14 protein-coding genes are annotated in these 13,296 nt (G+C 37.3%); all 14 read right to left on the bottom strand.

Features of this window, described 5'->3' with window-relative positions; genetic code table 11:
- Nucleotides 1–295 (bottom strand): non-canonical purine NTP pyrophosphatase (locus ADK28_RS29675; RefSeq protein WP_204375362.1); only part of this gene is annotated, 295 nt, incomplete at its 3' end.
- A gap of 2 nt (nt 296–297) precedes the next feature.
- Nucleotides 298–1,476: a hypothetical protein gene (locus tag ADK28_RS29670; RefSeq protein WP_082172243.1), complete on the bottom strand. Its 1,179-nt coding sequence runs from the start codon at nt 1,474–1,476 to the stop codon at nt 298–300.
- Nucleotides 1,448–1,693, bottom strand: a complete 246-nt coding sequence (locus ADK28_RS03840; RefSeq protein ID WP_048794933.1) for an acyl carrier protein — start codon at nt 1,691–1,693, stop codon at nt 1,448–1,450. Before ADK28_RS03840 ends, ADK28_RS29670 begins: the two co-directional genes overlap by 29 nt.
- A complete protein-coding gene (locus ADK28_RS31235) occupies nt 1,686–2,762 on the bottom strand; it encodes a hypothetical protein (protein ID WP_152929612.1) in 1,077 nt (358 codons plus the stop codon). The genes ADK28_RS03840 and ADK28_RS31235 overlap by 8 nt, the downstream gene beginning before the upstream one ends.
- Nucleotides 2,722–3,603: a hypothetical protein gene (locus ADK28_RS03830; protein ID WP_075202029.1), complete on the bottom strand. Its 882-nt coding sequence runs from the start codon at nt 3,601–3,603 to the stop codon at nt 2,722–2,724. The genes ADK28_RS31235 and ADK28_RS03830 overlap by 41 nt, the downstream gene beginning before the upstream one ends.
- A complete protein-coding gene (locus ADK28_RS29665; protein ID WP_075202028.1) occupies nt 3,603–4,961 on the bottom strand; it encodes an AMP-binding protein in 1,359 nt (452 codons plus the stop codon). The genes ADK28_RS03830 and ADK28_RS29665 overlap by 1 nt, the downstream gene beginning before the upstream one ends.
- Complete coding sequence (locus ADK28_RS03825; RefSeq protein WP_075202027.1) at nt 4,958–7,048, bottom strand: peptidase domain-containing ABC transporter; 2,091 nt, start codon at nt 7,046–7,048, stop codon at nt 4,958–4,960. The genes ADK28_RS29665 and ADK28_RS03825 overlap by 4 nt, the downstream gene beginning before the upstream one ends.
- 165 nt (nt 7,049–7,213) lie before the next feature.
- Nucleotides 7,214–7,648 carry a hypothetical protein gene (locus ADK28_RS03820; protein WP_048794929.1) on the bottom strand — a complete coding sequence of 145 codons (435 nt, stop codon included), beginning with the start codon at nt 7,646–7,648 and terminating at the stop codon, nt 7,214–7,216.
- A 1-nt stretch (nt 7,649) separates the two neighbouring features.
- Nucleotides 7,650–8,723, bottom strand: coding sequence for a pyruvate kinase (locus ADK28_RS03815; RefSeq protein ID WP_049191837.1), 1,074 nt, complete (start codon nt 8,721–8,723; stop codon nt 7,650–7,652).
- Nucleotides 8,711–9,820 (bottom strand): NAD(P)-dependent oxidoreductase, encoded by a 1,110-nt coding sequence (locus ADK28_RS03810; protein ID WP_048794927.1) that lies wholly within the window; start codon nt 9,818–9,820, stop codon nt 8,711–8,713. The genes ADK28_RS03815 and ADK28_RS03810 overlap by 13 nt, the downstream gene beginning before the upstream one ends.
- A 2-nt stretch (nt 9,821–9,822) precedes the next feature.
- On the bottom strand, nt 9,823–10,647 hold the full coding sequence (locus ADK28_RS31230) for a hypothetical protein (protein ID WP_152929610.1): 825 nt from the start codon (nt 10,645–10,647) through the stop codon (nt 9,823–9,825).
- Between the two features lie 4 nt (nt 10,648–10,651).
- Complete coding sequence (locus ADK28_RS03805) at nt 10,652–11,443, bottom strand: phytanoyl-CoA dioxygenase family protein (RefSeq protein WP_049191840.1); 792 nt, start codon at nt 11,441–11,443, stop codon at nt 10,652–10,654.
- Complete coding sequence (locus ADK28_RS31225; RefSeq protein ID WP_049191842.1) at nt 11,440–12,504, bottom strand: hypothetical protein; 1,065 nt, start codon at nt 12,502–12,504, stop codon at nt 11,440–11,442. The genes ADK28_RS03805 and ADK28_RS31225 overlap by 4 nt, the downstream gene beginning before the upstream one ends.
- 1 nt (nt 12,505) lies before the next feature.
- A complete protein-coding gene (locus ADK28_RS03800; protein ID WP_048794925.1) occupies nt 12,506–13,192 on the bottom strand; it encodes a hypothetical protein in 687 nt (228 codons plus the stop codon).
- Nucleotides 13,193–13,296: the final 104 nt, after the last annotated feature.

Genomic DNA, 13,296 nt, shown 5'->3' with positions numbered 1-13,296 from the left:
CTAATAGACTGATAATTCCCTGGGCACCAATAGAAGATAAAATATATTTGGTATAGAGTGAGGGAAAGCCATTAAGTGCATCAATATGAAAAGTACTATCCTCTATAAAAATATTTGTAGCGGGCACATGCGGAATCTGACTTAATTTGAAAAGTAAGTTTTCCTGAGGATTATCTGTTTGTAGTTCTTTAAAATCAAAACTTTTATGGACCAAGTTTATTTGCGTTTGACTAGTGAAAACAGACTGGGCGTAAGTAAACTTCTTTAAATTGGATGTGTAAAAAAAAAGCGTCATAGTTAAGCCACAACTTCATTTATTTTAGACTTGGCATGAAATCCATTCAAACCCGCAGACGCGCAGTACGCACCTACATGATAACAAATAAGATCTGTACCAATTGCAGGTTGATATTCATCAACGTAGTACAAAAGACCTAAAAAGTCAAGTGCCGTACAGGAATTACCGTAGACGCGAAGCGTTAGATAATCGCAGGACTGAGACTGAACGTCAGGATCTTCATTTCGAATGAAAAATTCCATTGCTGCAGGTTTAATTCTCCGGGCCAAATAAAGGCCAGAAACTTGAGAGATGCCAGTATTGATGATCACATAGGGAAGAGACGCAGTAAGGTTAATATCAGATATGCTACAATGCAGTTTTCCGCATCGGCTAATGATGGCGCGGCCGCTTTCAAATATAACCTGAGTGTTGAAAGCCAGTCTAGACTTTATGATTTCGGTTGTTTTCTGTGAAATAGAGGTGTTTTTTTCGGTCAGGTGAAGATTATCCCGTGATGCAAAAGGGGCGGGAAATCCGCCGCCAAAATTAATATTTTTAATCGCAATATTGGTGTTTTTCTTAATCTGTTCCGTCAGGTCGAGGCAGTGAGCGATAACATCGGGAAACATGCTGATTTCTTTGATTTGAGAACCAATATAAAAATGGAATCCAGAAATAGCACTGGGAGATATCCTGCCCGAATTTAGAAAAATACACAGATTTTCAGGAGTAATACCGAAGTGGCTGGCAGGTAATCCATTATATATTCCGTATTCGGCTGGTGGCGAAAATGAAATTCTTATTATTGCCTGAATGGAACTGACCTCATGATTATATGCTAGGAAAAGCTCAAAATCATTCTCGGATTCAACCGAATAGATTATCTGGTTGAAAATAGATAGTCTTTTTAATAGTGCTGGATTGATATTATACTTATCATGGCCGGTCAGCATTATGATCTTACTACGCACTTCTGCTCTAGCTATAATATCCAATTCTGCTGGTGATGCAATATCGAAACCATCGCAAATTTTGGACAATGACATGATTAAATCATAATTATTGTTCGCTTTAAGAGAGTAAAGAAGAGCGGAGCCTGACGGCAGTAAATTTTTAACAGACTGATAGTCGTAATTTAAGTGCTCAGAGTTATAGGCAATATATGGCTCAGGCAGCACTGTTTTTTTCAAAAGCATCAATAACCTCCCTAACTTTCACAGAGTCATTAGTCAGCAATCTTTCAAGTGTGGCATCATCAAGGGAAATGCCTGAAACAGATTCCAATTCGACAATGAGACCGACAATCAGGAGTGAATCTAGGCCGAGAGAAAAAAGATGCATGTCTTCTATATTTTCATTAACTGAATCAGCGCCAAGATTCGCACTAATAAAACTCTGTATGGCGTCAAGCATGGGACGTTCTCCTTTGCAAGGATTTTAAGGTTGTATAACAGTCAAGATTTATTATATGAAGTAAGGAGTTATTAAACATTAACTGTGATGATTTGATATCGCAATACAGTTGAGTGAATTCAAAATCATTATCAACGACATAGCCTTTCTTAAATCCTAAAATCAGAAGACAGGATTCTATACCAGATGTCACATTTTCAGAAACTATTATTTTCAATGAGTTAACATCGGTATGAAAGGCCATCTTATCCTTATAAGAGAGCCAAGATAATGAATTTAAGTGTCTGGATTCCAGCTGAGCGATAAGCTGATTATTGATGTGAGACTGATTTAATAGTTTAGACAAAGACTCAGCGTAAAAATCTTCCGACAACTTTTTAGACAACTTCAGACGGGTCTCCATGGTATATTCTACCGCTCTGTCGAAAGAGGCTGACCAGGCAACTGACCACAAAAGATGAGCATAGAAAGCCAGTACATCGTTTATAATGTGTGCAGCATCATGTCTGATAATAACACACTCGTCTGTTTTTACTTGGAAACTTATTTTTTTTATGTGGTTATGAGACATCCCCAAACAATTAATATCCTCAGAATGCAATATCTGCATCTTTTGTTTTTTTACCAGGAACAACTTAAGCTCCTTTTTGTGAACGCCGGTGAACAGTAAATGAGACGAATAATCAAAATAACTTACAATGGGACATTCACGCTGGAGTGTATCAAGTTCATTTTCCAGTTCCAGAGGTGTACTCAGTCGTGGACCTTTTATGGAAGTCGTTGCTGAAGAAATGAGTCCTGTATCGCTAAGATCCAAATCGTGTCGCAACTCACTATGGTAGAGGGCATAGAGTACCTGAAGATGTTGAGTAAATGTCACCGCCAGAGAAAGTGACCGCTGTGCCAGTACCTGAATGGTAAACTTGATATCGGCGTAACTTATATCACCACGTATGAAAGCACAATTAAAGGCAGTATCGCGTAATGCTGAGGCCAGCATTACGGTATTGCCAGCATGCTGTATTTTATCATAATGATTGGTTGATTTGTTTGAAGAGAGAGTACTCATTACTGAGAGCGTCCTTAATTAAATTGATAATAGACGAAAGATCATGGTCTTTATTATGAATTAGCTTATCAGACAGCTGTTCCACGATGTTTTTATACTGCTCAGATAAGGTGCCAAGCTGGACGGCCTGGGCAGCAGACAGATTGAAATGCTGAATGAAATTAGACAGCCAGCATCGTGTTATATAAAGCTTCCAGAAATTCCTGGTCCAGACTGGAATTTTATTAGTTAAACGGTTGACAACAAGATCGTCATTAATATCTTCAAGGATCTCGACGGAAGTTTTATCCGAGTAAGAATGAAGATAGGCAGAAATATACTTTTTAAATGTACTGACGATCTCACTATCAGAAATACTGACTTTTGGTTTAGACAGAACAAAAAAGGCAGAAATGATTGACTCTTCCGTATCAAAAAAATGATTCCATGTTAACACCTTAAATTTAGGGTCGGTGGTTCTGAATATAATATTATTATTCTTTGGATTATATTCATTCGAGAATACAAGGTGTGGAATTTCAACAGGAAGGCTGACATTAATGTACTTCATTCTTTTTAACAGCGTTCCATAGGGGTGCTCAATGACTACGCCCATAGTTTCTGATGATTGCTGGAAAAAAAGATCCATTTGCGACTTGGTAAAATTCGTCTGTCTGATAACAAAACCTAACTCAGATAATGCCTGTACAGGATGAACATCTTCGATCATCAAACGACGTTTTTCTGACTGATAGTAAAGAAAAGGTTTGAAAAAAGCATATTTTTCGACTGGAGAGTAGACCGAATCGTAAAGAATACTCACAATAGACTGCATACGACAGTCATAAGGCATAACTGACATTATAACATTCCTTTCAAATTGATATTCTCAGTATAGTTATAGCTGATTTTGACTTGTAATACTCTGACGCCAAATTCAAGATTAAGAAATTGTATGAGTTGGGAAGATAAGGTCTCCTCCGACTCAATCTTTCTGTCCAGAGAAATATAAAAAATACCTTTATCATAAAATAAATTTGAGCGACTGCAGAAGACTGCCGCTATCCATTCCCGTAATTTTTTGATGTCGACACGTCGACCGTTTACTTTGACTAAATCAGAATTACGTCCGCGGAAAGTTACATGACCGTTTTCAAGATCAATGCTGTCACCGGTGTACAGATAGGTTTCACCGTGGTAATGAAGAAACTGGCAGGGGCCACCATTTTTGTAACCGGCAACTACATTGTCCCCATTAACCATGCAGACTCCCTGTCCCCGTTCGGCCAACTGATCTTTTTTTAATACCTTAATCGTGACGCCCGGTAGAGCTATGCCGCAATAGTCCGCATTTACAGCACAAATTTCAGGTGGCGTGATACTGACTCTTTTGCATTCTGTAATTCCATACATTGTAATGATTTGGGTGTGGGGAAGCAGTGTGCTGCATTCATCCAGCAAAGATTGAGGGAGACTTTCACCTGTCAGTGTAATAAATTGGGGAGAAGCAACAGACGAATTCTTCTTCCTGTATTCTGCATACAGCTTTAGTATTCCTGGGATAAAACAAAAAAAATTCGCATTAAATCTTTCAAACTCAGAAAAAACATGGCCGACTTTACGTCGGATATCACTATAAATAATTGAAGCCCCAACGGTACTGCACATTAAAAACTGGTAGGCACTATAATCAAATGATAGTGGGGTGCAAATGGCGATTCGTGAAGATGAGTCATATTTAAGTACAGACATAATACTTTGTGAAGAAAAAAATAGATTGTTAGTTGTTGATATTATTTCAGTAGATTTCCCACTGGATGTACCCGATGAAAAAAAGGACAAAGTGGCACGTTCTGAACGATCAGTAGTAAGGAGATATGTCAATTTAGACTGTATTTCTGTAATGTCATCGTTATAGTTAAAAGTCAGTTGCTGCAGAACAAGATGATCCAAACTGTCTTCTTCACTGAAACTGCTGTTCAGCAATTTAACTTGCTTTCCGGCATAAAATGAGGCCAGTATTTTGCTATAGGTTAACCAAGCTGTTGATTCTTTAATGGTGACAATATCACTGAGAGTGGTATCATTTTTGATGAGATGGCTAAGTCTGAAAACGGATATCAACAGATCTTGGTATAAGTAGTGCTTATTATTCTCTGTAAGAAATAAATTATCGCGATTTCGATAAATATTAAGCATGATAAATGAAAAGAAACTCATTGAATTTTCTCCATATGTACATCAAATGCATACACTCTGTCAGCAGTGGCGATAGTTTCATCACGATGAGCGACAATTATTCGGGTGCATGATAATTGTCTAATATTGTCACTGATTTTCTGTTCCGTCAGCTTATCTAGGTGACTTGTCGATTCGTCAAAAATAATCAATCCGGGTTTCTTGTATAAAGCTCTGGCAATTAAAATACGCTGTATCTGCCCGCCGGACAGGATCAGCGTATCTGCTGAAAGGGGTGTATTATAACGCAAAGGAAGGGACTCTATGATACCGGATATTTCTGCCAGTTCAGCACACTTTATCATCCACGAAATATTCGGTTCACTCTCGAAGTTGGTAATGTTTTCCTGCACGGAACCATGAAGAAGTACATCGTTCTGTTGTACTATCGCAATAGCCTTACGATACTGTTCTTTGATCAGTACAGACAGTTCAGTGCCATTAATAAAGATATTTCCGGTATAATCCAGTAGGGAACATGATAAAATTTTAGCTAGGGTAGACTTACCACATCCAGATTGTCCAACTAGGGCAATTGACTCACCAGGCTGAATGTGTAAGTTAAAATCTTTCAGTATCATATTACTTTGATCATCATATTGGTAAGATAGTCCTTCAATCCGGATATCTAGACCGGCACTGTCTCCAGGGGGTAAGGGAATATTTCCGCTATCTTCAGACTTACTGTTTATTAACAGGTCAATCCTGTTCAAGTAGGCTCGCATTAATTTTATTTCAAACACTTTATTGATAAAAAGCGTCAACCTTGTAAACATCAGTTCACGCAAAAAAATAAAGCTGAAGAATGCACCAACGGAGAGATTCCAGTTTAATACTGCGTAACCACCAATAATGGCCGAGATGACCTGATCGAACTTATTCAAGAGATTTTTAATTTCTTCAGAAGCCATCATGAAATTATCATATTTTTTTTTATCATCTTCTATATCAACGGAGAGTTCTTGCCATTTTTTAAATTTCACCTGATGCGCATTCATTAATCTTATCACTGAGAAATTTCTTATTATTTCCAGAGCGGTAGTGTACAACTTTGGCATTTTTGCCAATTCATTGTTTTTGAATCTGATCTGTTCTAAATAAAAACATGCCCGAAGTGATATGAATAATAAAATAAGGAGGCCAGAAGAAAAGGTCAGATTTATATCAATTTTAGCAATGCACAACATCGCAATAACAGAAAATATCAGTCCATTAAAAAGAGTTGAGATATCTGTAGATAATATTTTTCTCAAAATATCGATTGAATTAATACGTGACAACAAGTCAGCTGGAGTGTTGCGCTCAAAAAACTCAACCGGATAAGTGAATACTTTATTGTAAATTCGCTCATTAAGTAGGGTATAAAAACTTTGATTGATATTGAGAGTGAGTTTATTTCTGATAAGGCTTACGAATAAAACAATGACAAGTGATACTACAATATAGGCAAGGCTTGAATAAACAGTCGACATGTCGTGGTGGCCTATAATATGGTTTATGACCCATCCATAATAGAATGATATAAACACATAAAAAGACTCAACTAAAACAGTCAGCAGAGTTATTATTATTGTACTTTTACCTATGAACTCTTTGACACTAAACAGTGTGTTGACGAGTTTTCTTTTTTTATTATTTGTTTGTTCAACAAAATTTTTATCAGGGTATAAAAATAAAAAAACACCGCAATAATTTTTTTTGAACTCATCATGGCTGATGTTTCTGACCCCTGAGACTGGATCAATAATCACGTAATAATGAAGGGAGATGCTTTTCAATACGACATAATGATTACCTGCCCAGTGGAGGATGACCGGATGATCAAAACGGGTAGTCGCATCGATTTCTGCCCTTAAAGCTTTACAAGCCAAGTTATATTTCCCTGCATACTTTTTAATGGAGAATAACGTTGTCCCACGCATTGATACCTTGATATTCTCTTTTATTTCCTGAACTGAAACTTTCTTTCCCCACCATGACAAAATCATACTTAAACATGCAATACCACAGTCTGCTATTTCACTTTGTATTGCAGGTGTAATTTTTCTTTTATTTTTTTTTCTGAGCATGGGATACCAGATACCTTGATATTAAAAATTAAAACGTAAGATGTTGATGCCATATTTCTGTATTTTATTCAGACCAATAAATTAAATTATTAACTACATTAACTAAGTGTGTTCCTCCAGAGAAATATGTCTGTTTTATATTGCTCCAGAGGAACAGTATCGGTATTAAATGATTGCCCGTGTCAATTCATCATACAGCTCAGCCCTGTTCTTCAGCGAAAGATAAAATTGTGGAGCGGTAAAGTTATATTTTTCACGAAGATAGTCCAAACTTATTGGCTTTATCTTACGAACTTCTTTTATAGGGATAGCCAGGCCGAAATCCTTTTCAATAAAATAGTCATAAACTGATTTCCCGTTTCCAGGTATTGCCGATTCGGCTATCTCAGCAATTTTTTTTGCATTTCCTGTAATGGGTTCATCCAGAAGAATTACTCCTTGTATCTCTTTTATCGGATATGTCACATATATGAAAGCTAACGTGCTTTCCCGGCGAAATCGTCTTCTGAATTCATGCTTTTTAATGCCGGAATCGATCATGTCCCATGCGTTTTTATGAAGGCTCAATACTATCGTATCTGCCGCAGAAAGTAATTTCAAATTATTCCTCCACCTGTGATGCTATTAATTCTTTACATTCAGAGATAATTTCTCTTGTTACAACCAGCGGGCGCGTAATGTTATTGAGGCTGCTGGTTTCTTTTGCCAGCATGATACCATTGATGCCATCAAGAATAGCGTAGGTCAAACCTGAAATCTCAGATCTTGCAGGAACATACCATTCACAGCTACTTTCCAGAATCTGAGTCGATAGAATAACGGGTTTATTCACTTTTTTGCACGCTTCTGTTATGATCTTCTGGTTTGTTCCCAATCTGAAATAATCTGCGGTTACCGCGAGGTCGCCCCGAGCGATAATAACCGCATCGACTCTTTCTGTCAGTTGACTAATGTTATCCACGCCTTGCTGTGTCTCAATCTTGATCACGAAGCGTGTGTTTTTCCGGGTTATACCATAACCGGACAGTATTTCGAATGCTCTTTGCAGCTGTTGAACGTCATTAATAAATGAGAGAGCAATCCAGTCCGGGCGGGTTTGAGCTACAAAGTTCAACATTTCATTATCTTGTTCTGCTTCGACGATATGTCCGAAATTAACAGATTTTTGACATGGTATATAACCATCATTCAGCACAATAGCATTAAAACTGTCATCTGAGAGCTGCTCGTTAACCTTTAGGGCAAGTTCACCATCACCGATACTAAATTCATACTCCGGCTTGATAAACTGTGCTATGTCGGGATAGTTAACAGGAATAAAATCATGAAAATTTGTACTTTCTTTCCCTGTTTTAAAAGTGACAAGATCCCCTTTTTTGACCGCGTGTATTCTTTCAGGTAGCATTCCTATCCTGATTTTCCTGCCGGGGAAGGGCAAGTCAAGCATAATTGCGATATTGCCCGCCCTATCCGATTTTTCGATAGAATTACGGGCAATTTTGATTCTGCGAGAGTGCTCAACATAACCTAAATCCGCTGCAATATTGTATCGTAAAACACTAACGCCATGTAGGAGTAATAAATCGATACCCTCAGGTTCACAGCAAGGCATACCTATAGTGGCGATTATAAAAGGATTGCATTTTTGAGTTAGGCTGTTTTTTAAAAATTCCACTGCAATATCTCCTGATGATGTTTGATCACGTCGTGAGTTATTTTTCCATTAGTGGTAATCATACCATTAATAAATGTATCACTCATTGTTCCGTCAGACTGGATTTTTTTAAAACACTCGAAAAAATAGGGACGGTAAATATCGTTAGCGTAGGCTACACTTGTTATAGGAGCAGCGGCGGGAAGATTGTCAATTTTGATATGCATTACATCGTGTAAATAGAAAAATGGATCATTCAATTTCGTATTTTCCACGAACGTTTCAATGTATCCCGGACCATAGCCCGCAGTCGCATCAATGAGAATTGCACCAGGTTTCATATCCTTAACCATTTCTTTTGAAATCATCGTTGGCGTGTCGTAGGTTGATATCAAAATTGCGCCAATTGCGATATCTGCTTCTTGAAGCTCCTTTTTCAGACGCTGAGGTTCATTGACGTAAGCATTAAAATTAAGGCCGACCAAATCGGATTTCAGCTTGTCCAATGCCCTTTGGGCAGAGACTAGGAAAGTAACGTTACAGCCATTTTCAATAAGAGTTTTAGCTGCCGCTTTGGCAACATTTCCGCTGCCAATAATCAGCACATTTGTTTCAGGGTTCATGCTTTTATCTTTACAAATTATCTTTCCTGCAGTCCCACTAGGCAACAAAGAATAATAGAGCGCATATATAGCCGCAATACGTCCTGCCATTGCTCCTCCAGCTTTTGCAAGACAGAAAGCTTCACCATCATGACAGAACTCCAGTGATACAGCGGTCACTTTCTTTTCTAACAGTGTCCGTATAAGATTTTCATTGTTTTCAGCATGAAATATGGCAAAAATATGTTGATTTTCTCTTATGCTGTCATATTCTTCAGGAAGTGGAGCTTTATACTTCACGATGTAATCGCATTTTTTCCAAATGCTTGTTGCATCAATTATTTTTGCGCCAGCAGTGATATACTCCTGATCAGTAATATTTACAGCCTCACCTGCACCCTGCTCGACGAAGATGTCGTAACCTAGCTCAAATAATATTTTGACAGTTTCAGGATTTGCAATGACACGGCGTTCACTTTTGATGAGTTCTTTAAGGATCCCAATTGACATTTTCATTCTCACAATTTCAATGGTTGTAGATTAGTGACTTTTTCAAGCCCCCAGGGAATTGATTCATTATTTATATCTGAACTGATGATTTGGTCATTAAAAACCTGAGTGGGCTTCTCTGTATTATTATTTTTATTAGATGTTTTTTTTGCGCAAAAATATACCATCAGCATTTTGTCTGATATCAGTTTTTTTCTTAAAATATTTTTATCCCAGTGCCAAAATGTTTGTTGAGTATGATTTGTTTTCCTGACTGACATCTCTGCAAGGTAACAATGTTGAATTTGATAACCACGCGATGAATAGAAATCATAGTAGAGCTGTGGGCTAATCTGATAATATCCATGATCTAGAAAACCATGAGCTGGCGTTATATGAACGACAAAGCCTTCTTCTTTAAGCATCGCATCGATATTATTAAGCGCAGTGAACACATCGAAAATATGTTCGAGAGTGCCAGCATCCAGGATTAATGAGAATTTTTGTGCATAGCCGCTGTCAATTTTATAATTTAGATCCTGTTTGAAGTCGACATAAGGCTCATCTGTAATATCCATTACTTTTGGGAAAACACCAAAAATAGATGAAAATACAGCTTTATCATTGCAGTATCTTGAATAAGGCTCAACATATTTAAGATGTTCAAAGTCCTGTGAGAAATTAAAATTTTTCTTTGTGCCAATATTCTGTATGTTTTTTTCGATGAGTACTTTGGTTAATGTATCATAGTCAAAAAATACCATCTGTTTTCCAAGCGTCAGTACTTCACCCTTTATCGGATGGTTTTTTTTTAGTTCACAAAGATAATTTAATGCTGAAAGACTGATGCTCATTATATCAAACCTTATTCATGTGTCGGAGAAGTGGTTTTTCTGTCCAGCGAGGAGCAAAAGAACGCCATGGGTCATCAAATAAAGAATACAATTGTAATTCTAATGGTTTTAAACTGTTTCTGATTTCCTGTAGCTGAGAGTTGTTCCATTTTTGCTCAAGCCATCTGGGACCATATTCGATGAAAATTACTTGTCGAATAATATCACTGTGGTTTGGACCTCGGCCATGTAACATGCGAGGATCAAACATGATTACATCACCAGCTTCCAGTCTCAAAATTTTCTGGGGAATGTCTGAATCAGTTGACTTCTGATATTGCGTGCCAGGTACAACGATAAAGTTTCCCCGATTAAGCTCCATGCCATCTGTAAGCCATAAAGCAAATTTCACACCTAGATCAGGGTAGGGGTATCCTAGCTTCTCATATAGCTCGCCACTGTCTCTGTGAATGGCCATACCTTTTTTATCGAGTTTCTGTTTGGGGTTTATCTGGGCGCCGAAATAATTTATTTGTATATCATCGCCCTGTAACAATGTGGCTAGTTCTAGCAGATGATTGTTAATCGCTAATTTTCTAAATACAGGAGAAAGTAGCAGGCTGTCACCATGTATTTCAAGTTTGGTATGTGGCTTTTCTTTTCCTTCTTTGTCAAAATATATTTTCCATTTTTTTGTCAAAAAATCAGACATAACCTTCCGCTCGGTATGACTGATACAGTTTTTTATTGTATAAAATCCATGCTCTCTATATTTTTCGATTATCTCTGAAGGATTAATAGTTTCAAGTGATTTCATAATTTGCTCACTATTTCACTTACGGGAACTGCATGAAATAACATCTCGGGATGTTTTACCCATCTAGTGGTCAGGCTGTGCAAGGCTTTGAGGTAAGGCTCTCTTTCATTATCTTGCATTTTAGAAATGTCCAGAAGGAAAGGAGGGATATCATTGCCATATCCTTTTTTCATATATATTGACTTCGACAGTTTACGACCGTCATTGGTTATTACAACAGGTGTGTAAATTTTCTTTGGTATATTTATGGGGTTTCCACCTAATTTGCAAAATCCAGGTAATATGACATCATGAAACCAGTTTCCTGCCCAGTCACTACCATCTATCATAATCTCAACGGTTTTATTTTTTATGCCGTTTTTAGCCAGAGTATATTGCTTGGCAATGTCTCGTGGTGCCGTTCCTGTATCCAGAAATACCGGGGTGTGTTTTTTTACTGTTGTCTCATGCTGACCGTGAACAGGACATATTGCTATAAGTCTGATATCCTTTTCCTGATTGAGTACGAAGGGTGTATGTGAGGAATCTTTTTCAATAATTCCACAGATAGGGCATGGCGATCTGACATGAATAGACTTGCCACCAGGATTGGTTATTTTTGTAAATTGGTTGTTTTTCATTAACATTTCATGTAATGCATGATAAAAATCTTTATTCAGGCAAAATTCACTATAGTCGCGGATTTGGTAATCAATAGCTGAGAATGAGGAGAAGAACTTCAGACAACGGTCATAAATCGTTCTGTTTACCGAAAAAATATTTACGCCATTGCATTCCTGCTTTAACATATATTGATAACTGGTTCCACTAACAACTTCTCTCTGACCAGGAGCATTATCTAACAGATCGACTATAATCTTAACTGTCTTTCCATATGTCTGTCGAAAATAATCAGCAATGTTAAATACATATGAAAATGTAAGCAGCGTACCGACATGTGGCGGGCTGTTAGGCTGTGATGATGTCGTGATAGTGATTCCAGCGGCATTACGGATTTCGTCAATATATAAGTCTTCTATTTTTTCAATCAGATGTGTTATACCAACCCGGGGAAATTCCATTTTACTTCCTTCTTAAACTGTAAATTATGACTTTAGAATAATTTTTCTCATTCAATTCCACTTCAATTAAATCGACTACTTCGGCATTATTATCTTCAGCAATTTTCAGAATGTTTTCACAAGTCACAAAACTGTTAACTATGCCTATATTTTGAGCGTATTCTTCTGTAAAAAGCCAGTTGGCTCCTATTAGATCGCCATTTTGTTGCAGATTTGATAATGCATAATTGAAACAGTCTCTGAACTTTTCGTAACTGCCACATAAACTGAAAACACCAAACGCCGTAATCAGATCTACTTTGCTATCATTACTCCACGGCTGAAACGCATCGATAATTCTTACACCGGACAGTGATGCTTTATGATTAGCGACACGTTGCTGGTAATCGGTTATGCCGTTAGCGATAGCTGCTTCTTTATAACCTCTAGGAATATCCTGTTCGATAATGTAACCGAGGAAAAGTTTTAGGCTGTTCATATTAAAGTCTGTAATTAGGATTTTTTTACAGCTTTTAATCGGCATTGACCAGTACAGTGAAATACCTCCTGATCCTAAATCAATCCAGTAATCAGGTTTTTTATTAAGCAACAGTCTGAATATCTCTTCAACTCCTTTTCCTTGTAAATATCCTGTGCTATATTGTGTGTTATAGTAATCTTCATAATATTCTTTGTCATATATTATCATAGCTTGCAAAATACCTTATTGTTTTAATTCCTTTAACTTTTTTAAAGTCATTCCCATAATCTTTTTCCAGTAATTCTTCATCTGAAATGTCTAAGTTTAAAAAG

The organism is Serratia sp. 506_PEND, from assembly GCF_001076875.1.
GTDB lineage: Bacteria > Pseudomonadota > Gammaproteobacteria > Enterobacterales > Enterobacteriaceae > Serratia > Serratia marcescens.
Note: the sequence above shows the minus strand (reverse complement) of the source record. Positions and strands in the feature narration are given on the sequence as shown.